A 23,801-nucleotide genomic window follows, 5' to 3' on the forward strand; every position below is an offset into this window, starting at 1 on the left:
CGAAGGAGTCCATCAGTGACGGAAGGCACCACCTCCGCCGTCGAGGCCGAGGCCGCCGCCAGCGCCGACGAGAGCCTCATCTCCCGTCTGGAGCAGGAGGGCGACATCGCGGCGGACTACCTGGAGGGTCTGCTCGACATCGCCGACCTCGACGGTGACATCGACATGGACGTCGAGGGCGACCGCGCCCTGGTCTCCATCGTCAGCGACGGCAACGACCGGGCGATCCAGCGCCTGGTCGGCCAGGACGGTGAGGTGCTGGAGGCCCTGCAGGAGCTGACCCGGTTGGCCGTCCACCGGGAGACCGGTGAGCGCAGCCGCCTCATGCTGGACATTGCCGGCTTCCGGGCCCGCAAGCGGGAGGAGCTGGCCGCGCTCGGTGCCAAGGCGGCCGAGCAGGCCAAGCGCACGGGCGAGCAGGTCAAGCTGCGGCCGATGACGCCCTTCGAGCGCAAGGTGGTCCACGACGCGGTCGCCGCGGCGGGTCTGCGCAGCGAGTCCGAGGGCGAAGAGCCCCAGCGGTGCGTGGTCGTGCTGCCGGCCTGAGGCCGACAGGTCGACGACCGGTCGCCCCGGCGACCGGTGCGCTTCACAGGACGCGACCCCGTCCGCCTCGTGCGGGCGGGGTCGTCGTCCCTTCGCGGGGCGGTGGCCCGGCGACAGATGTTTCACGTGGAACTGTGCGGGAGAGCGGGTCGGTGGATCCGGGGATCGGAGAGGTCGAGATGGACACGGAGAGCACGGCTGACGGCCAGCCGGGGGCGGGTGCCGTCAATCCGGCCGCTGAGGGTGAGGGCGCCGCGCCGCCCGCCGCGGGCGGGCCCGGCGAGGCGCCGGCCGCCGCCCGGGAGGTCTTCGGCGAGCGCTTCGACGCCGCGGTCCGCTACACCGAGCTGCTGGCCACCGCGGGCGTCCAGCGCGGGCTGATCGGGCCGCGCGAGGTGCCCCGGCTCTGGGACCGGCACGTGCTGAACTGCGCGGTGCTCGCCGAGCTGCTGCCGGCCGGCACCACCCTGTGCGACGTCGGCTCCGGCGCCGGTCTGCCGGGCATCCCGGTGGCGCTGGCCCGTCCGGACGTCTCGGTGACGCTGCTGGAGCCGCTGCTGCGGCGGACCACCTTCCTGGAGGAGGTCGTCCGCGAGCTGGCCCTGGAGAACGTCACCGTGCTCCGCGGCCGGGCCGAGGAGATGGTCGGCAAGCTCGCGGTGGACGTGGTGACCGCCCGGGCGGTGGCCCCGCTGGACCGGCTGGCCGGCTGGGGCATGCCCCTGCTCCGCCCGCACGGGCAGATGCTGGCGCTCAAGGGCGACAGCGCCGAGCAGGAGCTGGCCGACTCGCGGGCCGGGCTGACCAAGCTCGGCGCGGTCGAGTGGAGCGTCATCTCGGTCGGTGAGGGCACCCTGGAGACCTCGACCCGGGTGGTCCAGGTCAAGGCGGGGGAGAGCCCCGGCGGGGTGAAGGCGGCGACCCGGCGGGCCAAGGCGGCCCGGGCGGGCCGGACCGCGGCCCCCCGCACCGGTGAGCGCGGCCGGGGCGGGCGCCGCCGGGGCCGCTGACCCCGGGTGACGCTCGACACTCGCCACGACGGGCGGGTGGCCCTCCCTGTTCGGGAGGGCCACCCGCCCGTCGTCATTGAGGTGAAGAGCGGGCCGCTGTACGGTCACCGGAGTGTCGCAACGTCAGATTTCCGACATAGCGGGCATGGTGTTTCACGTGAAACGTCGCTCCTTGCTCTCCGGAATCCTGAGTCGCGGCCGGGCTGCGACTGTTGCCGCTCCGGTTTCACGTGAAACACTGACCCCCATGCAGGACTCGGAGACCATCGACCAGATCGATGACACGCCCATCGCGCGTGCTGCCCAGGCTGCGGTCCAGGCGATCGGCCGGGCGGGTGAGGGCCTTCCCAGGCCCGCCGCGACCCGGGTGATCGTGGTCGCCAACCAGAAGGGCGGGGTCGGCAAGACGACGACCACCGTCAACATGGCCGCCTCGCTCGCGATGCACGGACTGCGCGTCCTGGTCGTCGACCTCGACCCGCAGGGGAACGCCTCCACCGCCCTCGGCATCGACCACCACGCCGAGGTGCCGTCGATCTACGACGTCCTCGTGGAGGGCAAGCCGCTCGCCGACGTGGTGCAGCCGGTGCTGGACGTCGAGGGGCTCTTCTGCGTCCCCGCCACCATCGACCTGGCCGGCGCGGAGATCGAGCTGGTGTCGCTGGTGGCCCGGGAGAGCCGCCTCCAGCGCGCCATCGCCGCCTACGAGCAGCCGCTGGACTACATCCTGATCGACTGTCCGCCCTCGCTGGGCCTGCTGACGGTCAACGCCCTGGTGGCCGGGCAGGAGGTGCTGATCCCGATCCAGTGCGAGTACTACGCGCTGGAGGGCCTCGGCCAGCTGCTGCGCAACGTCGAGCTGGTGCGCGCGCACCTCAACCCCTCGCTGCACGTCTCGACCATCCTGCTCACCATGTACGACGCCCGGACCAGGCTGGCCGCCCAGGTGGCCGACGAGGTCCGGACCCACTTCCCGCAGGAGGTGCTGAGCACGGCGATCCCGCGTTCGGTGCGCATCTCGGAGGCGCCCAGCTACGGTCAGACGGTGCTCACCTACGACCCGGGTTCCACCGGTGCGCTCTCCTACCTGGAGGCCGCCCGGGAGCTCGCGCTGCGTGCGGTGGGCCAGGCCGGGGGCTCACTGGTGGGCCAGCAGCGCAGCGGCAGCGGTACGGGGCACGGCGCCCCGGTGGCACAGCACGGTACGACGGAGGGTCAGCAGTGAGTGGTGGTCGCAGGGGTCTGGGTAAGGGGCTCGGGGCGCTGATCGGCCCCGCGGCGCCGACGGACGGCGGGGCTGCGGGGCAGCCCGCCACGGCCGTGCCCGGGCCGGCCTCGGTGGTGGCGACCGGAGCCGTCTCGCCGACGGCCGTGCCGGTGCTGCCGGGCGGTCGCGGAACGGTGGCCGCCAGGGTGGCCGTGGAGAGCCTGCGGGAGCAGCCGGCGCCGGTGCCCGGGGCATTCTTCGCCGAGCTGCCGATCGACGGGATCACGCCCAACCCGCGTCAGCCGCGTGATGTCTTCGACCCGGACAAGCTGGCCGAGCTGGTCGCCTCCATCAAGGAGGTGGGTCTGCTCCAGCCGGTCGTGGTGCGCCAGGTCGGGCCGGAGCGCTACGAGCTGATCATGGGCGAGCGCCGTTGGCGCGCCTCCCGGGAGGCGGGGCTGGACCGGATCCCGGCGATCGTCCGGGCCACCGAGGACGACAAGCTGCTGCTGGACGCCCTCCTGGAGAACCTGCACCGGGCGGAGCTGAACCCGCTGGAGGAGGCGGCCGCCTACGACCAGCTGCTGGGGGACTTCTCCTGCACCCATGACGAGCTCGCGGACCGGATCGGCCGCTCGCGTCCGCACGTCACCAACACGCTGCGGCTGCTGAAGCTCCCGCCCGCGGTCCAGAGCCGGGTGGCCGCCGGGGTGCTGTCGGCCGGGCACGCCAAGGCGCTGGTGAGCCTGGCGGACCCGGAGCGGCAGGAGGAGCTGGCCGCGCGGATCAACCGCGAGGGCCTCTCGGTGCGGACCACCGAGGAGATCGTCAAGCTGATGGGCCTGGAGGAGAAGCCGAAGCGCCAGGCGCCGAAGGCGGGCAAGCTGAACTCCCCGGCCTTCAACGACCTGGCGAGCCGGCTGTCGGACCGCTTCGACACCCGGGTCAAGGTCGAGGTGACGCAGCGCGGCGGCAAGCTCGGCAAGGGCAAGGTGGTGCTGGAGTTCGGTTCGGTCGAGGACCTGAACCGGATCCTGGACAGCCTGGCCCCGGGCGAGGACGGACTGCGGCTGTCGCAGGGCTGAGGCCGGTCGAAGAGGCGTGACCCGATGGGTGCATGTTCCGCGTGAGTGCTGTTTCACGTGAAACATGCACCCATCGGCGTTCGGGGGGAATGCTCGACTGTGGAGTGGACGAGGAGGTACGGGGCATGGGACGCCGGATCGCTCCGCTGACGCTGGACAACCTCGCGGATCTGCCGACGACCTGCCGCTCCTGCGTGTTCTGGGAGCTGGACCCGGTGAGCGGGAAGGCGGCGGTGGAGTCCGGCAAGCCCGAGCTGGAGAAGGAGGGGTGGATCTCCGCGGTGCTGCTGGAGTGGGGCTCCTGCGGCCGGATCGTCTACGTGGACGACCAGCCCGCCGGGTTCGTGCTCTACGCGCCGCCGGCCTACGTGCCGCGCTCGCAGTCCTTCCCGACCAGTCCGGTGTCGCCGGACGCGGTCCAGCTGATGGTCAGCCGGGTGCTGCCGGGTTACCAGCGGCAGGGGCTGGGCCGGGTGCTCGTGCAGACGGTGGCCAAGGACCTGGTGGGGCGCGGCGTGCGCGCGATCGAGGCCTTCGGTGCGACGGGACGGGTGCCGACGAGCTGCGTGCTCCCGGCCGACCACCTGCTCGCGGTGGGCTTCAAGACGGTCCGGCCGCACGCCCGCTACCCGCGGCTGCGGCTGGAGGCGCGGACCACGCTGTCCTGGCGCGGCGATGTGGAAGTGGCGTTGGAGCGGTTGCTCGGCGGCGCCCGCAAGGAGCCGGCTCTGCGGCCGTTCTGATCCGGGCCGCCGCCGGCCGGGGGCCGTGCCGGAAACTACGGAGGCGGGGGGGCCCCGGGGTGGGGGGGCCCCCCCCCCGGGCGGGGGGGGGCCCCCCGCTTCTGCGCGTCCTGTCGGTGTGACCTGGTAGTACTTGGGAGCGATGAGCAGCACAACAGGGGAGAACGGGGGCGCCGAGCCGGAGCAGCTGGCGTTCATCCGGGAGACGGTCCGCAAGGCCAAGCCGCGGACGTGGCGCGGCGCGAAGCGGGCCGAGCACCTGCCGGTGGCCCGGGTCGTGGTCGACAAGGGCGTGCTGACCATCGACAAGTTCTTCGACTACGAGGTCCCGGCCGCGATGGCCGAGGAGGCCCTTCCCGGCGTCCGGGTGCGGGTCCGGTTCGGCGCGCGCGTCGTCAAGGGGCAGCGCGAGGGCGGGGAGCTGCACGACGGGTTCATCGTGGCGCGGCTGGAGAAGAGCGACTTCCCCGGCCCGCTCGCGCCGCTCGCCCAGGTGCTGTCGCCCGAGCCCGTCCTCACCTCGCAGCTCCTGCGCCTGTGCCGGACCGTGGCCGACCGGTACGCGGGCACGCTGGCGGACGTCCTCCAGCTGGCGATCCCGCCCCGGCACGCCAAGGCCGAGGCGGAGGACTCCCCGCCGCCGCGCCCGCGCCCGGCGGCGCCCGCCCCCGGCGGCTGGCAGCGCTACCCGGCCGGGCCCGACTTCCTCGCCGCGCTGGCCGGCGGCGGCGCGCCGCGGGCCGTCTGGTCGGCGCTGCCCGGGCCCGGCTGGCCGTACGAGATCGCCCGGGCCGTCGCGGCGACGCTGGCGGGCGGGCGCGGCGCGCTGGTCGTCCTGCCGGACGGCCGCTCGGTGGCGCGGGTGGACCGGGCGCTCACCGAGCTGCTCGGCGAGGGCATGCACGTCGCCCTGGAGGCGGAGGCCGGTCCGCGCGAGCGCTACCGGCGCTGGCTCGCGGTGAGCCGTGGCTCGGTGCACGCCGTCATCGGCACCCGCGCCACGATGTTCGCGCCGGTGCGCGACCTCGGGCTGGTCGTGGTCTGGTCGGACGGCGACAGCAGCCACAGCGACCCGCGCGCCCCGCACCCGCACGTCCGCGAGGTCGCGCTGCTGCGGGCCGCCGAGGAGGGCGCGGCCGTGCTGCTCGGCGGGCACGCCGTGACGGTCGAGGGCGCGCAGCTGGTCAGCACCGGGTGGGCGCGGCCGCTGGTCGCCGACCGGGAGACCGTCCGGCAGGTCGCGCCGCGCGTGCGGACCGTCACCGACCAGGACCAGCACCGGGACGCCGCCGCGCAGGCCGCCCGGCTGCCGTCGGTGGCCTGGGAGGCCGCGCGCGAGGCGCTCGCGGCCGGGCACCCGGTGCTCATCCAGGTGCCCCGGCGCGGCTACGTGCCCCGGCTCGCCTGCGGACGCTGCCGGACGCCCGCGCGCTGCCGGCGGTGCGAGGGGCCGCTGGAGGCGCCGTCGGCGGACGCCGCGCTGTGCTGCGCGTGGTGCGGAGAGCCGGAGAACGACTGGCACTGCACCGAGTGCGGCTCCTTCCGGCTGCGGGCCCAGGTGGTCGGCGCGCGGCGGACGGCCGAGGAACTCGGGAAGGCGTTCCCGCGCATCCCGGTGCGGACCTCCGGGCGGGACGCGGTGCTCGCCACCGTGCCCGACGAGGCCTCGCTGGTGATCTCCACGCCCGGCGCCGAACCGGTGGTCGAGGGCGGCACCGGCTACGGCGCCGCGCTCCTGCTGGACGGCTGGGCGCTGCTGAGCCGCCCCGACCTGCGGGCCGGCGAGGAGACGCTGCGGCTGTGGCTGGCGGCCGCCGCGCTCGTCCGGCCGTCGACGGAGGGCGGGACGGTCGTCGTCGTCGCCGAGCCGTCCGCGCGGCCGGTGCAGGCCCTGGTGCGCTGGGACCCGCTCGGGCACGCCGGGCTGGAGCGGGACGAGCGGGCCCAGCTGCACTTCCCGCCGGTCTCCCGGATGGCCTCGGTCGCGGGGAGCCCGGCGGCGGTCGCCGACCTGCTCGGACTGATCCGGCTGCCGGAGGGCGCGGACGTCCTCGGGCCGGTGCCCGTGCCGGCGCTGCGCGGCGAGGAGCAGGAGCGCGCGCTGCTGCGCGTGCCGCCCGGGCAGGGGGCGGCGCTGGCGGCGGCACTGAAGGCGGCGCAGATCGCGCGGATCGCGCTGCGGACACCGGAGGCGGTGCGGGTGCGGGTGGATCCGCTGGACATCGGGTGACGGGCGGGTGGCGGTGGTGCTCAGTTCGGGCGCCGGGTGGTGGCGGCGGTTCCCTGCTCGGGCGCCGGGGGCGGCCCGGCTCCGTCTCGTGCGGGGGCGGGGTGAGTGGGCCACCCCGCCCCGGGGGCCCTCGGGAGGGGAGGGGTCAGCCGCGCAGGGGGATGCCGGTGCGGTCGATCGGGGAGCGCTCGGCGGGGGAACGGTCGGGGACGCCGCGATCGATCGACGTCCGGTCCAGGGGCGTCCGGTCGATGGCGCTGCGGTCCACGGTGGGGCGGTCCGTGCCGGCGCGCTCCAGTGCACTGCGGTCCAGGCCGCCCTGGCGGGCCGCCGGGACGGTCGCGGCCAGGCCGCTGCGCTCGGCGGGTGCGGGCAGCTCCTCGGAGCGGTCCGGGCGGCTCGGGCCCGGGACGGCGCCGCTCGCGGCCAGCAGTTCGCTGGTCGGCCGGCGCATCCCGTACCGCCGGTGCACCGCCTGCTTGGTGACGCCGAGGGCCGACCCGACCGAGTCCCAGGAGAAGCCCAGTGCCCGGTCGAACTCGACCGCCGCCGCCACCAGCGTCTCCACGCTCTCCCGCAGCTCCTGTGCCAGGCGCACGGTCGGCGCGGGCGCCCGGCCGTACACCACGAACCCGGCCGAGGTGCTGGGGCGGCGCGGGCGGTAGACGTTGCCCAGCTGGGCGGTGAGGGTCCGCAGCGCGTCGACCTGGCGCCTCACCCGCTCGATGTCCCGCACCAGCAGGTGCAGGCTCGCCCGCGCCCGGGCGTCGTGGTTGATCTGCTCGGCCATGGCCTACGTGCCACCTTCCGTACGGTCAGCTCGGCCGGAGCGCCGTGTCCCGTGCGCCCCGGCCCCGGTCAATCTCACTTGACCAACGCCGAAGCGGGGGCCGGGGTAACGCCGCCGAGCGGACTCGGGATATGCCAGTCACGGGTGTGGGTGGCACGGGACGGGCCCGGCGGGCGGTGCGGGAGCGCCTGATGAGGTGCGTGAGGCCTGCGGGGTGCGTGGGGCGGGACGGCGGAGGACGGGGGACGGGTGGCCGGCCGGGCCGCACGGAGGGGTTGCATAGACTTGCCGGTGAACCAGCCGTTGTCCCAGCCCCGCGCCCCTACGGACAGGAGTCCGCGCCCCGTGGCGATCCAGCCGATCCGTCTCTTCGGAGACCCCGTCCTGCGCGCCACCGCCCAGCCGGTGACCACCTTCGACAAGGAGCTGCGCAAGCTCGTCGGGGACCTCACCGACACCATGCTCGACGCCCCCGGGGCCGGCCTCGCCGCGCCCCAACTCGGCGTCTCCCTGCGGGTGTTCACCTACCACGTGGACGGCGTCACCGGGCACCTGATCAACCCGGACCTGTCGCTGAGCGAGGACGAGCAGGACGGCCCCGAGGGCTGCCTCTCCCTGCCGGGCCTGCGCTACGACACCAAGCGCGCGTACGGCGTCGTCGCCAAGGGCTTCAACATGTACGGCGACCCGGTCACCCTGGAGGGCACCCAGCTGCTCGCCCGCTGCATCCAGCACGAGACCGACCACCTCGACGGGATCATCTTCATCGACCGGCTCGACACCGAGCAGCGCAAGGCCGCGCTCAGGGCGATCCGGGAGGCGGAGTGGGGCACCGGGCCGGCGCCGGTCGTCAAGGTCTCCCCGCACAGCACCTTCGGCGCGGCGCGCTGAGCTCCCCACTGGCCTGAATCCCCGTTTTCAGAAAGGCACTTGATGCGTCTCGTCTTCGCCGGCACCCCCGAGGTCGCCGTTCCCGCCCTGGACGCCCTGCTCGCCTCCGACCGGCACGAGGTCGTCGCGGTGGTTACCCGCCCCGACGCCCCCGCCGGGCGCGGCCGCAAGCTGGTCGCCAGCCCCGTCGCCCAGCGCGCCGAGGAGGCCGGGATCGAGGTCCTCAAGCCGGCGAAGCCCAGTGACCCGGACTTCGTCGCCCGGCTCACCGAACTCGCCCCCGACTGCTGCCCGGTGGTCGCCTACGGCGCCCTGCTGCGCCCCGGCACCCTGGAGATCCCCAAGCACGGGTGGGTCAACCTGCACTTCTCGCTGCTGCCCGCGTGGCGCGGCGCCGCCCCGGTCCAGCACGCGGTGCTCGCCGGCGACGAGGTCACCGGCGCGTCCACCTTCCTGATCGAGCAGGGCCTTGACTCCGGCCCGGTCTTCGGCGTGATCACCGAGGAGGTCCGCCCGGCCGACACCAGCGGCGAGCTCCTCACCCGGCTGTCGCTGTCCGGCGCGCGCCTGCTCGCCGCCACCATGGACGGCATCGCGGACGGCTCCCTGCACGCCGTGCCGCAGCCGGCCGAGGGCGTCACGCTCGCCCCGAAGATCTCCGTCGAGGACGCCCGCATCGACTGGACTCACCCCGCCCTGCGCATCGACCGCGTCGTGCGCGGCTGCGCCCCGGCGCCCGGCGCCTGGACGGAGTTCCGCGGCGAGCGCCTCAAGGTGACCGGGCCGGTCAAGCTCCTGCCCGGGGAGACCGGGCTCGCGCCGGGCGAGGTCGCCATGGTGGGCAAGAACAGCGTCCGGGTCGGCACCGGCAGCCACGACATCGAGCTCGGCGAGGTCCGTCCGCAGGGCAAGAAGGAGATGCGGGCCGCGGACTGGGCGCGCGGGGCGCGCCTGGAGGCCGGGGAGCGCTTCGGGGGCTAAGAGGCCGGGGTACCCGGTTTGGCGTTACTGTTCGACTGTTCGTCCGACAACCACCGCAGCTGACAACGACCGCAGCTGATAACCACCGCAGCACTTTGAGGCACCTGTGAGCACCCCCAGCGCCAACCGCGCCCCCCGTCCGCACCGCCGGCCCAAGAAGGACCCGGCGCGGATCGTCGCCTTCCGCGCCCTGCGTGCCGTCGACGAGCGCGACGCCTACGCCAACCTGATCCTGCCGTCGCTGCTGCGCGAGGCCGAGCAGAAGGGCATGGAGCGGCGCGACGCCGCCCTCGCCACCGAGCTCGTCTACGGCACCCTGCGCCTCCAGGGCACCTACGACGCGATCATCGCCGCCTGCATCGACCGGCCGCTGAGCAAGGTCGACCCGCCGGTGCTCGACGTGCTCTCGCTCGGCGCCCACCAGTTGCTCGCCACCCGCATCCCGAGCCACGCGGCCGTCTCGGCCACCGTCGAGCTCGCCCGCGTCGTGCTCGGCGACGGCAAGGCGAAGTTCGTCAACGCCGTCCTGCGCCGGATCAGCGCCCGCGACCTCGATGCCTGGATCGAGCAGGTCGCCCCGCCGTACGACCAGGACGCCGAGGACCACCTCGCCGTCGTCCACTCGCACCCGCGCTGGGTCGTCTCCGCGCTCTGGGACTCCCTCGGCCGCTGGCAGCCGGACGCCTCCGGGCGCGCCGCGATCGAGGACCTGCTGCGCGCCGACAACGAGCGGCCCGAGGTCACGCTCGTCGCCCGGCCCGGACGGGTCGCCGTCGGCGAACTCGCCGACGCCCTGCCGGAGGCCGAGCCCGGCCGCTGGTCCCCGTTCGCGCTGCGGCTCGCCGAGGGCGGCGACCCGGGCTCGCTGGACGCCGTCCGGGAGAACCGGGCCGGTGTGCAGGACGAGGGCAGCCAGCTGGTCGCCCTCGCCCTCGCCGCCGCTCCGCTGGACGGCCCCGACCGGCTGTGGCTCGACGGCTGCGCCGGCCCCGGCGGCAAGGCCGCACTGCTCGGCGCCCTCGCCGCCGAGCGCGGCGCGGCCCTCGTCGCCAGCGAGAAGCAGCCGCACCGGGCCCGGCTGGTGGCGCGGGCGCTGGAGGGCAACCCCGGCCCGTACACCGTGATCGCGGCGGACGGGACGCGGCCGGCCTGGCGCTCCGGCGGCTTCGACCGCGTCCTCGTGGACGTGCCCTGCTCCGGGCTCGGCGCGCTGCGCCGCCGGCCGGAGGCGCGGTGGCGGCGGCGCCCCGCGGACGTCGCCGCGTTCGGGCCGCTCCAGCGGGACCTGCTGCGCTCCGCCATCGAGGCCACCCGGGTGGGCGGCGTCGTCGGGTACGCGACGTGCTCGCCGCACCTCGCCGAGACGCGGGCCGTCGTCGACGACGTGCTGCGCGCGGAGGGCGGCCGCGTCGAGTGGATCGACGCCCGGCCGCTGCTGCCCGGCGTGCCCGCGCTCGGGGACGGCCCGGACGTGCAGCTCTGGCCGCACCTGCACGGGACGGACGCGATGTACCTGGCGCTGCTGCGGCGGACGGCCTGACCCTGTCTCTTCCGCGCTCTCCCGCGCTCTCCCGCGCGAGCCTCCGGCGCCGCACGACCGCTTCGGCGGGCGTGCGGCGCTCGCGTTTTCCCGGCCGGTGGGCCCTGTTCGCGGCCGTCGGCTCAGGGTGTCCGGCGGGTGTGGTGCGGCGGGAGCGGCTGCGGCTGCGGGAGGCTCGTGAGGAGGGCGTGCGCCTGGGCCCGGAGGCGGTCGATCGGCGGGTCCTCGCAGATCACCTCCAGCCCGAGGGCGGTCGAGTGGCCCCGGTGGTAGTACGACTGGTAGGCGAGGTACGGGCGGTGGTCGTCCGCCGGGTCGAGCCCGACCGTGAAGGTCGCGAACAGGGTGTGCCCGTCCCCGGGCCTGGTGTCCTCGGTGCGCGAGAGGTGCCACTCGAACTCGTACGGCTCGGGCTCGGCCGGAAGGTCCAGCAGTGCCTGGGCGAGGCGGCGGACGTCGTCGGGGCCGTCGAAGGGGATCGTTTCCGAGTGGACGGGCGCGGCGGCGAACAGCTCCCACGCCGACCCGTTGCGGATGACGCTCAGGTGCCAGTCGCCCTGAGGATCGTGCCACTGGCAGTCGAGGATCGGGCCCGGATTCGCGTCCAAGGTGGTCAACCTCCCTATGGCGCTTGGTCGTTCGATTTCCCCATGGTGGCACACCGGCCGGGTCGGCGGCATGGCGGGCGGGCCGCGACCGTCGGTCGTCAGCCAGTCGTCCCGCTGTCGGCGGGCGCGGGGTGCCAGGGGCGGTCGGGGCGCGTGGGGAGGGCGGCGGCGGTGAGGCGGATGGCGTACACCTCGCGGTCGGTGGCCGGGTGCGGGACCGGGCCGAGGTACTCGTGACCGGTGAGGTGGCACCAGGCCGGGAGGTCGAGCGGGGCCGCCGGGTCCGTGGTGTGGATGTGGACCACCGTGCCGGCCGGGTGGCCCGAGATCCGGCCGCGCAGGCGCAGCAGCAGCTGTACGCAGAGCAGGCCGGTGCCGTCGATGCTCAGGTCGGGGGCGGGGTGCTGGGCGGTGGTCATCGGGTGGTCTCCGGAGGGTTGGGGGCTTGGGATGGCTGCTTTGGCGGGGTGGTCAGACGGGGGTGTTCGGTGTGGCGGCCCTGTGCTGGGTGACGCGCCAGAGGCGGCGGGGCAGGTCCCCCTCGTCGAACGGGTGCACCTCGGCGAGGTGCCAGCCCTTGGCGAGGGCGTCGACGAGGACGCGCGGGAAGTAGTGCACGGCGAAGCCGCCGTGTTCCCAGATGTCGTCGCCGTGGCCGGTGCCCGCGCCGTAGTGGGCGTCGCCGGTGTGGCGGACGGTGTAGACGAACGTCCCGCCCGGGCGCAGCACGCGGCGGACCTCCGCGACGAGCGCGTGGATCTCCTCGGTGGACAGCGCCATGCAGAGCAGCATGTGGGCGAACACGGCGTCGACGGAGGCGTCGGGGAACGGCAGCGGGCGGCGGACGTCGTGGACGGCGGTGGTGACGCGGTCGGCGAGCTGCCGTGCGGCGGCCGTGGCCCGGAGCTGCTCCAGGCCGGTCGGGCTGAAGTCGGCGGCGAGGACGGTGAAGCCCTCGCGGGCGAAGAACAGCGCGTCCCGTCCGTGGCCCGCGCCGAGCTCCAGTACCTCCTGCGCCCCGGCGGCGGCGAAGACACGGGCGGCGTGCCGCGCGGGGTCGGACGGCTGCTCGCCGTACATGCCCGGGTGGGTGCCGTACGTCCGCTGCCAGTGCTCGCGTTGGGCGGCGGCGAGGTCGAGCGCCTCGCCGTCGTCGCTGCCGTGCGTCATGGGGCGCCCCTCGCGCTGGTCCGGGTCGGTGGTGCGTGTCCAGCCTAGGTCGTCGCGCGGGGAGGGCCGGGGGGTGGGGTGTGCGGCGAGGAGTGGGGGAACGACGATGCCGGGGTGCTGTGGTGGGCACCCCGGCATCGGTGAGGTCGAGAGCGAGGAAAGCGGACGGGCTAGGGTCAGGGAAGTGAGAAGGAAGCCCGTCCATGGCCTCGCCGGGGATCACCGTAGCAGTCAGGCGGGGATCAGGTCGCGCAGGTTTTCCGGGGTGATGACGACCGAGTCCGGGTGCAGGCCCTCGGGGCGTTCCAGGCCGATGTAGGTGACCGGGCCGGGCGGGGGCGTCGCGCCGGAAGCGGTGTTCCACAGGGTCGTGGTGGGGGCGCCCATGAGGTCGGCGAGGTAGCGGACGGTGAGGTGGTCGCGCTCGACGATGCCGCGCAGCAGGGTCGCGACGGAGACCCGGTTGCCCTCGACCCGGTTGGCGTCCGGGTCGCCCTGGAGGTACAGGTGCAGCCACTTGGCGTGCCAGAGGCCGTCCGGGGTGCGCAGGAAGGCGAGGGGGAGGGCGACCTTGCCGGGACCGCGCAGGTCGGACTTCATGCGGACGGTGCGCGGTTCGAAGGGGAGGCCCTGCTGCTCGGCCTCGCGCAGCATGTAGCCGAAGAACGACTCCTCGACCTGCTCGAAGCCCTCGCCGGAGTAGACGTTCACCTGCGGCACGACGTAGCTGCCGCGGACCGCGCCCAGGCGCAGGTTGATGAACTCGGAGGCGCCGTCGGGGGCGTCCGTGATGTCGCCGGAGTGCTCGCCCTCGATCTCGCGGAGCTGGGTGTAGGAGAGCCAGGTGATCGTCTGGTAGGCGTCGTCCAGGAGCAGCGCGGACAGGTCGAAGTCGGTGGTGCGGCTGGTCTGCTTCCAGTGGACGAAGAAGCGCAGGAGCTCGCCGTCGACGGGGGAGAGGGAGCCGCGCGGGAGCACGCCGAGGCCGGAGGCGGTCGCCTTGCCGCTGAGGGGCAGGGCGACGTCGAGGACGGCCGGGTCGATCAGCAGGTGGCCGGGGGTGGGCAGGCGGCGGCGCAGCTCGGCGTCGAGGACGTCGATCAGGTGCTTGCGCACGGCGGCGGGCAGGGGCGGGCGGGTGTCGCCGGTGACCCACGCCCGGCCCAGGCGGTTGGCGAAGACGCGGCGGGCGGGGGGTGTGGGGTCGGTGCTCCCGCGGGCGTTGTCGTCGGCGTGGTTGTGGTCGGTGTGGTTGTGGTCGGCGCGGTCGTCGTCGGTGCGGCCGTCGTCGGCGCGGTTGTGGAGGTGCTCGCGGACGGAGAGCAGGACGCGGCCGGCGGTGTCCGGGGCGGCCCATTCGGCGGCGGACACGACGGTGTCGAGCTCGTCCTGGGTGCGGCACGCGCACAGCAGCCGGTCCAGGGCGCGGAACAGCTTGCCGGGGGCGGACGCGAGCACTCGCACGGCCCCCGTCACGTCGTCGGCGCGGAGGAGCTCCTCGACGCGGCTCTCGAAGGAGCGGGCCTCCTGCTCGCCGCGGGCTACGGCGAATGCGTCGGCGGCGTGTGGGAGTCGCGGGTACTCGTGGGGATGGAGGCGCTCGCCGAGGCGCTTGAACTGCTCGCGGTGGGCGGTGATGTCGGCCAGCTTGGCCGGGTTCCCGGCGATGACCGCGTCGAGGCCGGTGAGCAGGGTGCGGCGGACGCGCCGGGAGAACGAGCGGAAGCGGGTGGGCTCGGCGAGCGTCACGTCGCCGTCGGACAGCGCGCAGGCGAGGCGCAGCACGTCGGTGGCCGTGTCGACGAGGAGCTCCGCGCCGGCGTCGAGGCGGGCGAGGTTGACGACGGCGCGGTTCTCGCGGACCGGGATCGCCTCGGGCTGGGGGCCGTTGACGCAGTGTGCGGCGAGCGTGCGCAGGTCGGCCAGGGCCTCCTCGCCGAGCGGGGTGGTGCTGCCGGCCAGGGCCAGGTAGAGGGCGGTGACCTCGTCGGCCAGGGGGTTGCCCGGGTGCAGGACGGTGAGGCGGTCGCCCGCGGCGGCGATCAGCTCGTCGTGGGCGGCGAGCAACTCGGCGTAGGTGTGGCGGTAGTTGCCATAGGTGGGGAGGGTCAGGAGGTCGACCACGCCGGTCCGCAGCTGGGCGATCGTGTTCTCGCGGGTGGCGTCGTCGGCGAGCGCCTCGGCTATGCACCGCGTCCAGAAGTCGAAGGTGTCCGGGACGTTGGCGGGGAAGTCGATGAAGTAGGCGTTGTGCGTGACGTGGTCGCCGACCATCGCACGGACGGTGTCCAGCGTGCGGGCGGCCGTGTCGACGACGGCGGCCGCGGGCAGCTCGGACAGGTGCTCCAGCAGGCCCGCCGACAGCTTGAAGCCCACGGACATCAGCGCGGCGTCGAACTGCCGTGCCGCGTCGGCCCCTTGGCCCCCGGCGGGGACGGGGGTGCCGGCGGGGACGGGGATCCGGTGCGTGTGCCGGACCACGAGGGGTTCGAGGTGCTGCGCCATTCGGGCATGATCCCAGAGCCGCGTCGGGCGGTGCACTCGGGTTTCCGCGTGGGCGTGGTTCCTCTGTTGGTTCCGTGCGGGCGCTACCTGAGGGAGCCCGTGAGGGGGCCGAGGAGGGTGGCGAGGGTGGTGAGGTCGCCCGCGGGCCACTGGGCGAAGACGTCGGCGGCGACCTGGCGGGCGGTGGTCCGCATCTCGGCGAGGCGTTCACGGCCGGTCGGGGTGAGGGCTGCGTAGGCGACGCGGGCGTCGCGCGGGGCGGGCTCGCGGGTGACCAGGCCGATGCGTTCGAGCGGGGCGAGGCCGCGGGTGACGCCGGAGGCGGTCAGGCCGAGGGCCTCGGCGAGGTCGACGCGGCGCATGCGGCCGCCGGGGGCCTCGCCGAGGCGCAGGAGCATCGTGAAGTCGGAGAGGCTCACGCCGTGCAGGCCGCTGAGGCTCGCGTCGAAGCGCTTGACCAGCGTGGCCTGCGCGCGGACCAGGCGCAGGGCCGTGTCCAGGGGGTCGGGCGTCGGGGTGCCGGCGTTCGGTGCGGCGGGCTGCTGGGCGTCGGCGTTCGGCGTGTCGGACTGCGCCGTGTCGGACTGCGGGGTTGTCATTGCCACCTCCTTGAGCGCTCAAGTATATACCGGTGCTGAGCGGTCAAGGAGATGGCGGAGGGGGAGGGGGGCTAGTTGGTGGTGGTGGCGGCGCGGCGCCGGCGCTTGCCGAGGGGGGCCTGGGAGAGGTCCTCGGCCTGGGCGCGGAGGTTCTTGAAGCCGTAGCCGCGCTCGCTGAGCCAGGCCTCGGCGGCCTGCTCGGCGCGCTCGGTCGCGGCGAGGATGTCCGCTTCCTCCTCGCCGGAGTCCAGGAACCGGAAGGTGAAGGCCGCCCGTGCGGTGAGGTCGTAGGCGAGGTGGCCCTCGCGGGTGAAGGCCGCGTGCAGGACGTCGTGCCGGGCGGCGTCGGCGAGGAGCTCCGCGCGCTGTTCGGGGCTCAGGCCGTCGAAGACGCCGCGCACCATGATGCGAAAGGTTCGAGTGGTCATCCTCCGACGATAGGCAGGACGGGCGGTCGGCGGCCACAGGATTCCGGTGGCCGCCGCCCGTGGCGCACCGGGCCGGTCACGGGGTCGGCAGCTCGGTGTGGTGGACGTGGTAGCCGCCCTCGACGACCGGGTTGAACGGGGCCGGGGCCATGCACGTGCCGGTTATGCCGGGCCGGGGGCGGCCCTCGGAATCCAGGTCCGTGTTGACCACGCCCCAGGAGAAGCCGAGGCGGTCCTTGCCCTTGCCGTGGCTGTCGTAGACGCTCAGGCCGATCCGCTCGCCGACGGGCCGGACGTCGGACCTGGTGACGATCGCCGTCAGGGTGGCGACGGGGCCGCCGGTGACCAGGCAGTCCACCGCTGCCTCGGCGTGGCCGACCTGGCCGGTGGCGGCGACCCGGTGGGAGATCGTGACGGTGCCCCGGGCGTCGGTGGGCAGCCCGTGCGCCAGCGCGGGGACGTCGGGGAACGGGCGGCTGAACGGGACGGCCCGGGCGTCGACGGTGAACCGGATCTCGTCGTCGGGCGCGTAGTCGAACACGATGCGGCCGGATCCGCTGACGCTCGCCGGACGGGCGTGCGGGGCCGCGTCGGCGCCCTGGGCGGGGACCGCGGCGGTCACGGTGGTGACGGCGAGCGCCGCGGCGGCTGCGGTGATCGCGGTACGGACGCGTACGCGGGGGCGGAGGCGGGTGCGGGACATGGCGGGCTCCTCTCCTGCGGCGGCCCCGGCGGCCGCCGCTTCGATGTCCCCAAGCCTGGCCGCCGCACCCCCTCCGGGACATGTGCCGATCGGCACATCCTCGGCCCGAATATCCGTCATCATCCCTGCCGGTCGGCAGGGTTGGAGTAGGCGGCCGGCAGCCCCTCAGGCCCGCGAGGGCAGCGGGGTGCAGACCCTGCCGGTGGCGATCGCGGCCGGCTCGGCGTCGAGCGCCGCCAGTGTGAAGTCCGCGGTCAGCGCGCCGACGTCGGCGGCCTGCCGGACGAGGTAGTGGCTGCCGCCCGGGACCTCGTAGCGGGCGAGGTCCGGCACCACCTCGCGGGCCCGCAGGGCGTACTCCAGGGACCCGGCCGCACTCGCCTCGCTGTGGTCGCGGGTGCCGTGGACGATCAGCACGCGCCGCCCGGCGAGCTGGGCGACGCCGTCCCCGCTGGGCAGCCAGGGCGCGATGCCGGCCACGCCGGTGACGTTCGGGTGCCCGGCGCACCAGAACGCGGCGCGCCCGCCCAGCGAGTTGCCGATCAGGACCACCGGGACCGGCCCGTACCGGCGTTCGAGCTCGTCGAGCGCCCAGCGGGTGTCCACGGCGGTGTCGGCGTCCGCGCCGTTCCAGCCGCTGTGGCGGTAGCGCAGCAGGTGCACGGCGACGCCGTGGGCGCGTCCGCGCTCGGCGAGTCCGGCCGCCAGGTCGCGCAGGCCGAGTTCGGCGATCCGCAGCGGACCGCCGTGCCCGCGGACGAACCCGCCCGGCAGCAGCAGCGCGACCCCGCGCACCGGGCCTTCGGGCGCGTCCCCGGCGCCGCCTGCGGAAGCCGCGGACTCGTTCACGGACCCGGTGAAGCCCTCGCCCTGCCATGACGTCAACTGTGCGGAACGAAGCCCCCGCTGCATACGGAACACGCGCATCCCTCCTGGTGCCTGTCGGCGGATTCTACGGTTCCGCGGCGGGGTCGTGGTGGGTGAGCAGCGACCACAGCACCCAGCCGGTGACCCGCGTGCGCACGACCATGACCTGGGCCCAGCGGGCGCCGAGCGGCGACGTCCAGGTGTCCACGACCTCGACGCGGTCCCCGTGGTGGGCGAGGCCCAGCACGGTGTCGCCGCCGGAGTGGTCGAGCCGTACGTTTGCGGCGTTCGCGGAGACCTCCCACCACCCGCTCCCGACCTCGGGCGGGTGCGGGCCGCCGGTCACGGCGGCGGGGACGAGCAGGATCGTCAGGGAGAGGACGGCCGCCGTGGCCCGGCCGATCAGGGCCACGGGAGCCCCGGCGCGGCGGCGCGTGCGGGCGGAGGGGAGCACGTGAAGAAGCAGGGGGGCATGTACAGCAGAACGAGCAGACCCTTCGCGTGCACACTGATCCGGCGCGACGCCCACCCGGTCGGCGGAACGGCCGGGGTGTGGCGTCCGGCCATGCGGCGGACAAGCCGCTTGCGTCGTACCGCAGTTGGGTCAGCCGGTCGCGAGGACGCGGCGGAGGGCGGCGCGCCCGGCCGGGCCCCACGTCGCCTTGCCGCCGGGGAGGCCGCGTTCGCCGGCGCGGCCGATGTCGACGAGGGAGAGGCCGCGCAGGAGCGCCCAGCCGCGGGCCCGGCGGAGCGTCGCCGGGTCGGTGTCGGGGTAACCGCGGAGGAAGTCGGGGAGGGCGCCGTCGGGCAGGAGGAGCCAGGCGGCGGAGAGGTCGGTGGCCGGGTCGCCCGCGCACAGGTCGCCGAAGTCGATCACCCCGGCGAGCGTGCCGTCGGCGGTGACCGCGTTGGCCGGGTGGAGGTCGCCGTGCAGCCACACTGCCGGGCCGGCCCAGGCCGGGGCCGCGAGGGCGTCCTCCCAGGCGGCCCGGACCTCGGCGGTGGCCAGGCCGGTCGGGGCAATGGCGCGGAAGCGCTCCTCGAACTCCCCTTCCACCACGGCGAGATCGACTCCCCGCAGCGGGTTGGCCGGGGCGTCGGCGGGCGCCGGCCGGTGCAGCGCCCGGAGGAACGCGGCCAGCCGTGCGGCGGCGTCGGCCGGGCGGTCGATCGGGGCGCGGTCGAGCGGTTCGCCGGGGACCCATTCGACGACCGTCCACGGGTGCGGGAAGCGTTCGGAGGGTTCCCCGGCCCGCACCGGGCGGGGCACCGGCAGCGGCAGCCGGTCGGTCAGCGCGGGCAGCCACCGCCACTCCTTGCGCAGCAGTGCGGGAGCGTCCGGGGTGCGCGGCATCCGTACGGCCAACTGCTCCCCGAGGCGCCACACTTGGTTGCTCCAGCCGCCCGGGACGCGCTGCAGCGGCAGGCCGGCGAGGTCCGGGTGCTGGGCGCGGAGGAGGGCGCGCACCAGCGGCTCCTCGATGGGGTGACTGTCCACGGGTCGTCCTCGCTTCGCTGTCGGGCGGGGGTGCGGTGATCGTCCAGTATGGCGCCGGGTGCCCGGGGCGTGGCGGCGAGGTGGTAGGGCCGTCGCTCAGCTCAGGAGCCACGCGCGGGTCAGGGCGGAGACCTCTTCACGGCTGCGCGGGCCCTCGTCGGCGGCGATGAAGTGCCGGCCGATGCGGAGGGAGAGGGTGATGAAGCAGCGCATCTCGACCTCGGCCTCGTCCGGGCAGAACTCCCGGTAGAGCGTGCGCATGTAGGCCATGCGCCGGTTGTCGATGCGGCGGAGGCGTTCGGCGACGGCGTCGTCGCGGCGGGCCCAGTCGCGGACGGCGAGTTCGGTGGAGATGTCGGTCAGCGGGTCGCCGGGGGCGGAGGCGATCGCGTGGAGGCGGGTGAGCTTGGCGCGGGCGTCGCCGCCGTCGCGCTCGATCCCGTCGATCACGTCACCGGCGACGGCGTGCTCCCAGGTGTCGAGCATCTCGGTGAGGAGGCCGTCCCGGTTGCGGAAGTAGCCGTAGAACCCGCCCTTGGTGACGCCCAGCGACTGGGCGAGGACCTCGACGCGCACGGCGTCGGGTCCGCCCGCGGCGAGCGCCCTGAGGCCTTCGGCGATCCACGCCTCGCGCGGTGTGCGGGGGTTGGCCACGGGTGTCTCCGATCACGCGACGTCTCGCGACCCCGGTCTATACGTTGCCGTATAAACGGGTCTAGCCTGCTTGTATACGGCATCGTATAGACAGGGCGTCCGCACCGGGCGCCCGGACGAAGGGGCGGACGCATGAGACTCCCCAACACGGCGCACACCTCGCGCCCGTGGCGGATCCACGAGATCGCCGGGGACTTCCGGGTCGAGGACGTGTGGGCGCTGCCCACGCCGGGCGGGCCCGACGACCTCCCGTACCTGGTGGGCCAGTTCACCGAGGGGGAGGAGCCCGGGAAGGCCGGCTCCTCGCGGGTGTACCGCGCGCTCTTCGCGATCCGGTGGCAGCTCGGGCGCCTGCTGCACCTGGACGACGCCGAAGGTGGCGTGGGCGGCCGGGTGCGGTCGCTCCGCGACCGGCTGCCCGAGGACCTGCTCGCGGCGCCGCGCGGGCCGGACTCGGACTCGCTGCCGTTCCGGTCCGTCTACCTGCTGCACGACGAGTGGGCGGCCGAACTGGCGAACCGGACGGTGCACGCCGTGCTGCACCTGGGCTGGGTCCCGGACGGCGCGGGCGGGTACCGCGGGCAGATGGCCGTGCTGGTGAAGCCCAACGGCCGGCTCGGTGCCGCGTACATGCTGGGCATCAAGCCGTTCCGGTACATCGGGGTGTACCCGGCGCTCGTGCGGTCGATCGGGCGCAGGTGGGAGGAGACGGCGGGGCAGCGGCGGTAGCCGGCGTGCTGCGCAGGACGTCGGGCCGGCCGACTTCCCGCGCAGCACGCGGCACGGGCGCTACTTGGCGGCGGCCTGCACCTTGTCGAGCTGCTTCTTGACCAGCGCCTGCTCCGGCAGGCCCGGGTCGGCGAGCGCGGAGTCGGAGACCAGGGTCAGCACGTCCCCGGTGTGCGTGACGACGTAGCCGCGCGCCTCGCAGAGCACCTTGGCGCAGTCGTCGGCGGTGAACGTGGCGTTGAGGGCGAGCGTCGCCTCGCCGGCCGCCGGGGCGGTGGCCTTGGCGAAGGTGACCTTCACCGGGGCCCCGCCCGCGCCGGTCGCGGTGAACGACGCGCACCCGGCGAGCGCGCCGTCGGCGGCGGTCAGCGCCTTCGCGGCCTGGCCGGCGCCGAGCTGGGTGAGCTGGACGAAGGTGAACTCGCGGCCGTTGGTCGCGTAGTACACGCCGGTGGCGGACGGCGACGGGGTGGCCGCGCTGCCGTCGTCGACGAGGTCGAGCAGGGGCTGGCAGGCGGGCTTCCCGGCGGTGAGCCGGTGGTCGGGCCGGGTCGGGCCGAGGGACGAGCGCTGTGCGTCGGCCTTGAGGTCGGCGGTGGTGAGCAGGGCCTTGACGAGCTGCTCCTGCGTCAGGGCCTTGCCGGCGGCCGGGGCCTTGGTGCCGGTGGCGGCCGCGGTCGACGCGGCGGTGGTCGACGCGGCGGAGGCGGACGCGGCCGCCGTGGTGGCGGTGGTGCCGCCGGGCTTGTCGTCGTTGGGCCCGCAGGCGGCGGAGAGCAGGGCGAGCGGGACGAGGACGCCGGCGGCGACGGATATGCGCAGAGAACGCATGGCAGGTATTCCCCCGAATACGCGTGTGCAGGGAGTGGTCAGTCGGCCGACTGACAGTCGATCAAGGTAGCGCATGGCGCGGACGGTGACGGCGGCGGCGCCGGAAGTTCCCCGGACCGTCGGCCGTCACCCAGCGCGACGACCGCGGCCGCCCGCCGGTCGTCACGCCGGGTGACGGCAGCGGTCCCGGAACGCTGATCTGACCCCGCAGGCCGGTTGTGTCAGGCTGGTGGGGGAGCACCGCCGAAACCGGGAGGCTCGTGATGGCCGAGATCAGGGTCAACGGGGTCTCGCTGCACTACGAGGCCCGTGGCGAGGGGCCGGGCGTCGTCCTGGTGCACGGCTCCTGGAGCGACGGCGACACCTGGGCGCACGTCGTGCCCGGGCTGGTCGGGTCGACCACCGTCGTCACCTACGACCGCCGGGGCCACAGCCGCAGCGAGGACCTGCTCACCCAGGGCTCGGTGCACGAGGACGCGGCCGACCTGGCCGGCCTGATCCAGGGCCTCGGCCTCGCCCCGGCGTTCGTCGGCGGGGACTCCTACGGCGCGCTGGTCACCCTGCGGCTGGCCGCCGCCCGCCCCGACCTCCTGCGGGGCATCGCCGTCCACGAGCCGCCCGGCACCGGCATCCTGCTCGCCGACCCGGACCTGCGCCCGATCGGGACGGCCTTCGCGGACCGGATCGCCGCCGTCCGCGAGCTGCTGGAGCAGGCCGAGTCGGCCGCGGCGGCCGAACTGTACGTCGACACCCTCGCCTTCGGCCCCGGCGCGTGGTCGCAGCTGCCGGCGCCCGTGCGGCACACCTACATCCGCAACGCGCCCACCTACCTGGACGAGCTGCGCGACCCGGACGCCCTGGACCTCGACCTCACCGGCCTCGCCCGCTACGGCGACCCGGCGCTGCTCACGCAGAGCGACGACAGCGCGCCGATGTTCGGCGAGGTGCTGGACCTGATCGACCTCACCCTGTCGAAGGCGGAGCGCCACCTGTACGAGGGCGCCGGTCACGCTCCGCACCTGTCGCAGCCGGAGGAGTGGGTGCGGATGGTGCTCCCGCGGGCGCTGCTGTGACACACCTGTTGCGGGGGACGGGGGACGGGGGACGGGGGACGGGGGACGGGACACGGGGGACGGGACACGGGGGACGGCGAGGTGCTACGGGCGCGCCCCCGCCAGCTCCTCGCCGCGCGGCGTGCGCCGGTACAGCACCTCCCGGCCGCTGCGCACCCGGCTCACCAGCCCCGACCGGTGCAGCACGCCCAGGTGGTAGGAGACCGTGCCCGGGCTCAGGTAGTGCCGGTCCGCCAGCACCGCCGTCGTGGCCGGGCCGACCAGCGCGGCGAGCAGGTCCGCCCGGGTCGGGCCGAGCAGCTGGGCCAGGGCCGGGCTGGGCTCCAGGCGGGCCGTCCGGCGGTCCGCGACCGGGTACATCAGCGTCGGCGCGCGGTGCACGCCGTCGATCGGATCCAGGATGACGTGGATCTCGCGGGTCACCAGCGTCGGCATCAGCAGCACCATCCGGGCCGGCAGCGCCACCGTGAGCCGGCTCTCCAGCCGGATCCGCCCCTGCGCCCAGGAGAGCTGCGGGGCCAGGGAGTTGATCAGGGCCCCGGTGCCGTACCGGGCGAGGAAGCGGCCCCGCCGGTCGATCTCGGCGTCGATGACCGCGCGGGCGTCCGGCCAGTACGGCGCGATCGCGAGCTCCCAGTAGCGGCCCAGTTCGTCCGCCGCCCGGTGCGCGAAGTACTTCGCGCCGCGGTCGATCGCCCGCTCGACGGCCTCCGGCAGCGGACGGCCCGTCAGACCGGCCTCCGGGCGGCCGTACCGGACGGTGAGCAGCTCGCCGAGGACGCGCTCCGGCGGCGTGGCGCGGACGGCCGCCAGCTGCTCCGCGACCTCGGGCGCCGGGCCGCTCGGGTGCGGTGACAGGAAGTCGGGCAGGTAGCCGCCGTCCGTGTCCAGGGCCAGCCCGGCGAGCAGGTCCAGCCGCTCCCGGCGCAGCACCCGGCGGGTGCGGCTCACCCAGGCGTACGGGCCGGTGCGGGACGTCAGCCCGGAGGACATCAGCGTGTTGACCGCCTCGTGCAGCGGCGAGACGACGAACCGCGAGCGGGCCAGGCCGGTCGAGTCGATGGTGAGCGTGATCATCGGTGTCCTTCCCCCGTCGGACGGTTCCGCCGGCTC

The 23,801-nt window shown here is 75.0% G+C and carries 24 protein-coding genes and 1 pseudogene; 11 read left to right on the forward strand and 14 right to left on the reverse strand.

Annotation, left to right across the window (positions count from 1 at the left end; genetic code table 11):
- Positions 1-15: 15 nt before the first annotated feature.
- From ACFVU9_RS27415 to ACFVU9_RS27440, 6 genes are all read left to right on the forward strand, one after another.
- On the forward strand, positions 16-546 hold the full coding sequence (locus tag ACFVU9_RS27415) for a R3H domain-containing nucleic acid-binding protein (RefSeq protein WP_359964154.1): 531 nt from the start codon (positions 16-18) through the stop codon (positions 544-546).
- Between the two features lie 179 nt (positions 547-725).
- A complete protein-coding gene (gene rsmG, locus ACFVU9_RS27420; RefSeq protein WP_380498766.1) occupies positions 726-1,556 on the forward strand; it encodes a 16S rRNA (guanine(527)-N(7))-methyltransferase RsmG in 831 nt (276 codons plus the stop codon).
- A 274-nt stretch (positions 1,557-1,830) separates the two neighbouring features.
- On the forward strand, positions 1,831-2,781 hold the full coding sequence (locus ACFVU9_RS27425; RefSeq protein ID WP_380441759.1) for a ParA family protein: 951 nt from the start codon (positions 1,831-1,833) through the stop codon (positions 2,779-2,781).
- Positions 2,778-3,848: a ParB/RepB/Spo0J family partition protein gene (locus ACFVU9_RS27430; protein ID WP_380441735.1), complete on the forward strand. Its 1,071-nt coding sequence runs from the start codon at positions 2,778-2,780 to the stop codon at positions 3,846-3,848. The genes ACFVU9_RS27425 and ACFVU9_RS27430 overlap by 4 nt, the downstream gene beginning before the upstream one ends.
- Positions 3,849-3,973: 125 nt before the next feature.
- On the forward strand, positions 3,974-4,591 hold the full coding sequence (locus ACFVU9_RS27435; protein ID WP_380441733.1) for a GNAT family N-acetyltransferase: 618 nt from the start codon (positions 3,974-3,976) through the stop codon (positions 4,589-4,591).
- Positions 4,592-4,733: 142 nt separating this feature from the next.
- Positions 4,734-6,821 carry a primosomal protein N' gene (locus ACFVU9_RS27440; RefSeq protein WP_387597781.1) on the forward strand — a complete coding sequence of 696 codons (2,088 nt, stop codon included), beginning with the start codon at positions 4,734-4,736 and terminating at the stop codon, positions 6,819-6,821.
- Positions 6,822-7,140: 319 nt separating this feature from the next.
- Here the strand turns inward: ACFVU9_RS27440 and ACFVU9_RS27445 are convergent.
- Positions 7,141-7,611, reverse strand: a pseudogene (locus ACFVU9_RS27445) (hypothetical protein); the annotation flags it as partial.
- Positions 7,612-7,956: 345 nt separating this feature from the next.
- Here ACFVU9_RS27445 and def point away from each other — a divergent pair.
- The 3 genes from def to ACFVU9_RS27460 all read left to right on the forward strand — a co-directional run bounded on the left by def (position 7,957) and on the right by ACFVU9_RS27460 (position 11,023).
- Positions 7,957-8,502 carry a peptide deformylase gene (gene def, locus ACFVU9_RS27450; RefSeq protein WP_380444658.1) on the forward strand — a complete coding sequence of 182 codons (546 nt, stop codon included), beginning with the start codon at positions 7,957-7,959 and terminating at the stop codon, positions 8,500-8,502.
- A gap of 42 nt (positions 8,503-8,544) precedes the next feature.
- Entirely contained in the window at positions 8,545-9,483 is a 939-nt protein-coding gene (gene fmt, locus ACFVU9_RS27455) for a methionyl-tRNA formyltransferase (protein ID WP_380444656.1), read from the forward strand.
- 106 nt (positions 9,484-9,589) lie between these two features.
- On the forward strand, positions 9,590-11,023 hold the full coding sequence (locus ACFVU9_RS27460) for an RsmB/NOP family class I SAM-dependent RNA methyltransferase (protein WP_380444654.1): 1,434 nt from the start codon (positions 9,590-9,592) through the stop codon (positions 11,021-11,023).
- Positions 11,024-11,145: 122 nt separating this feature from the next.
- Here the strand turns inward: ACFVU9_RS27460 and ACFVU9_RS27465 are convergent, their stop codons facing one another.
- The 11 genes from ACFVU9_RS27465 to ACFVU9_RS27515 all read right to left on the reverse strand — a co-directional run bounded on the left by ACFVU9_RS27465 (position 11,146) and on the right by ACFVU9_RS27515 (position 20,055).
- Entirely contained in the window at positions 11,146-11,631 is a 486-nt protein-coding gene (locus ACFVU9_RS27465) for a hypothetical protein (protein ID WP_380493052.1), read from the reverse strand.
- 98 nt (positions 11,632-11,729) lie between these two features.
- The gene (locus ACFVU9_RS27470) at positions 11,730-12,050 is read right to left on the reverse strand and encodes a sulfurtransferase TusA family protein (RefSeq protein ID WP_380444650.1); all 321 of its coding nucleotides are present in this window, start codon (positions 12,048-12,050) and stop codon (positions 11,730-11,732) included.
- Positions 12,051-12,102: 52 nt separating this feature from the next.
- On the reverse strand, positions 12,103-12,801 hold the full coding sequence (locus ACFVU9_RS27475; RefSeq protein ID WP_387597785.1) for a class I SAM-dependent methyltransferase: 699 nt from the start codon (positions 12,799-12,801) through the stop codon (positions 12,103-12,105).
- Positions 12,802-13,032: 231 nt separating this feature from the next.
- Complete coding sequence (locus ACFVU9_RS27480; protein ID WP_387597788.1) at positions 13,033-15,306, reverse strand: hypothetical protein; 2,274 nt, start codon at positions 15,304-15,306, stop codon at positions 13,033-13,035.
- Positions 15,307-15,389: 83 nt separating this feature from the next.
- Complete coding sequence (locus ACFVU9_RS27485; protein WP_387597791.1) at positions 15,390-15,905, reverse strand: MarR family winged helix-turn-helix transcriptional regulator; 516 nt, start codon at positions 15,903-15,905, stop codon at positions 15,390-15,392.
- Between the two features lie 71 nt (positions 15,906-15,976).
- The gene (locus tag ACFVU9_RS27490; protein ID WP_380500119.1) at positions 15,977-16,333 is read right to left on the reverse strand and encodes a DUF6204 family protein; all 357 of its coding nucleotides are present in this window, start codon (positions 16,331-16,333) and stop codon (positions 15,977-15,979) included.
- A gap of 76 nt (positions 16,334-16,409) precedes the next feature.
- Complete coding sequence (locus tag ACFVU9_RS27495; RefSeq protein WP_387597795.1) at positions 16,410-17,036, reverse strand: hypothetical protein; 627 nt, start codon at positions 17,034-17,036, stop codon at positions 16,410-16,412.
- 165 nt (positions 17,037-17,201) lie between these two features.
- Positions 17,202-17,885, reverse strand: a complete 684-nt coding sequence (locus ACFVU9_RS27500; protein ID WP_387597798.1) for an alpha/beta hydrolase — start codon at positions 17,883-17,885, stop codon at positions 17,202-17,204.
- A 103-nt stretch (positions 17,886-17,988) separates the two neighbouring features.
- Complete coding sequence (locus tag ACFVU9_RS27505) at positions 17,989-18,357, reverse strand: hypothetical protein (RefSeq protein ID WP_380500117.1); 369 nt, start codon at positions 18,355-18,357, stop codon at positions 17,989-17,991.
- 150 nt (positions 18,358-18,507) lie between these two features.
- Positions 18,508-19,401: an aminoglycoside phosphotransferase family protein gene (locus tag ACFVU9_RS27510; RefSeq protein WP_387597801.1), complete on the reverse strand. Its 894-nt coding sequence runs from the start codon at positions 19,399-19,401 to the stop codon at positions 18,508-18,510.
- Positions 19,402-19,497: 96 nt separating this feature from the next.
- Complete coding sequence (locus ACFVU9_RS27515; protein WP_380500115.1) at positions 19,498-20,055, reverse strand: TetR/AcrR family transcriptional regulator; 558 nt, start codon at positions 20,053-20,055, stop codon at positions 19,498-19,500.
- A gap of 132 nt (positions 20,056-20,187) precedes the next feature.
- Here ACFVU9_RS27515 and ACFVU9_RS27520 point away from each other — a divergent pair, with 132 nt between their 5' ends.
- Complete coding sequence (locus ACFVU9_RS27520; RefSeq protein WP_380444634.1) at positions 20,188-20,784, forward strand: DUF2867 domain-containing protein; 597 nt, start codon at positions 20,188-20,190, stop codon at positions 20,782-20,784.
- A gap of 60 nt (positions 20,785-20,844) precedes the next feature.
- On the opposite strand, the gene ACFVU9_RS27525 is transcribed toward ACFVU9_RS27520, so the two are convergent.
- A complete protein-coding gene (locus ACFVU9_RS27525) occupies positions 20,845-21,615 on the reverse strand; it encodes a hypothetical protein (RefSeq protein WP_387597805.1) in 771 nt (256 codons plus the stop codon).
- Between the two features lie 263 nt (positions 21,616-21,878).
- Here ACFVU9_RS27525 and ACFVU9_RS27530 point away from each other — a divergent pair, with 263 nt between their 5' ends.
- The gene (locus ACFVU9_RS27530) at positions 21,879-22,688 is read left to right on the forward strand and encodes an alpha/beta fold hydrolase (protein WP_387597808.1); all 810 of its coding nucleotides are present in this window, start codon (positions 21,879-21,881) and stop codon (positions 22,686-22,688) included.
- A gap of 84 nt (positions 22,689-22,772) precedes the next feature.
- Here ACFVU9_RS27530 and ACFVU9_RS27535 read toward each other — a convergent pair whose 3' ends face one another.
- Complete coding sequence (locus tag ACFVU9_RS27535) at positions 22,773-23,765, reverse strand: ArsR/SmtB family transcription factor (RefSeq protein ID WP_387597811.1); 993 nt, start codon at positions 23,763-23,765, stop codon at positions 22,773-22,775.
- Between the last annotated feature and the right edge of the window lie 36 nt (positions 23,766-23,801).

This window comes from Kitasatospora sp. NPDC057936 (genome assembly GCF_042887525.1).
Taxonomy (GTDB): Bacteria; Actinomycetota; Actinomycetes; order Streptomycetales; family Streptomycetaceae; genus Kitasatospora.

What these genes read in the sequence shown, in the direction of transcription:
- rsmG (WP_380498766.1), top strand. Translation starts at nt 726, where the DNA reads ATGGACACGGAGAGCACGGCTGACGGCCAGCCGGGGGCGGGTGCCGTC.
- ACFVU9_RS27435 (WP_380441733.1), top strand. Translation starts at nt 3,974, where the DNA reads ATGGGACGCCGGATCGCTCCGCTGACGCTGGACAACCTCGCGGATCTG.
- ACFVU9_RS27440 (WP_387597781.1), top strand. Translation starts at nt 4,734, where the DNA reads ATGAGCAGCACAACAGGGGAGAACGGGGGCGCCGAGCCGGAGCAGCTG.
- fmt (WP_380444656.1), top strand. Translation starts at nt 8,545, where the DNA reads ATGCGTCTCGTCTTCGCCGGCACCCCCGAGGTCGCCGTTCCCGCCCTG.
- ACFVU9_RS27470 (WP_380444650.1), bottom strand. Translation starts at nt 12,050, where the DNA reads ATGACCACCGCCCAGCACCCCGCCCCCGACCTGAGCATCGACGGCACC.
- ACFVU9_RS27475 (WP_387597785.1), bottom strand. Translation starts at nt 12,801, where the DNA reads ATGACGCACGGCAGCGACGACGGCGAGGCGCTCGACCTCGCCGCCGCC.
- ACFVU9_RS27480 (WP_387597788.1), bottom strand. Translation starts at nt 15,306, where the DNA reads ATGGCGCAGCACCTCGAACCCCTCGTGGTCCGGCACACGCACCGGATC.
- ACFVU9_RS27485 (WP_387597791.1), bottom strand. Translation starts at nt 15,905, where the DNA reads ATGACAACCCCGCAGTCCGACACGGCGCAGTCCGACACGCCGAACGCC.
- ACFVU9_RS27490 (WP_380500119.1), bottom strand. Translation starts at nt 16,333, where the DNA reads ATGACCACTCGAACCTTTCGCATCATGGTGCGCGGCGTCTTCGACGGC.
- ACFVU9_RS27495 (WP_387597795.1), bottom strand. Translation starts at nt 17,036, where the DNA reads ATGTCCCGCACCCGCCTCCGCCCCCGCGTACGCGTCCGTACCGCGATC.
- ACFVU9_RS27520 (WP_380444634.1), top strand. Translation starts at nt 20,188, where the DNA reads ATGAGACTCCCCAACACGGCGCACACCTCGCGCCCGTGGCGGATCCAC.
- ACFVU9_RS27525 (WP_387597805.1), bottom strand. Translation starts at nt 21,615, where the DNA reads ATGCGTTCTCTGCGCATATCCGTCGCCGCCGGCGTCCTCGTCCCGCTC.
- ACFVU9_RS27530 (WP_387597808.1), top strand. Translation starts at nt 21,879, where the DNA reads ATGGCCGAGATCAGGGTCAACGGGGTCTCGCTGCACTACGAGGCCCGT.
- ACFVU9_RS27535 (WP_387597811.1), bottom strand. Translation starts at nt 23,765, where the DNA reads ATGATCACGCTCACCATCGACTCGACCGGCCTGGCCCGCTCGCGGTTC.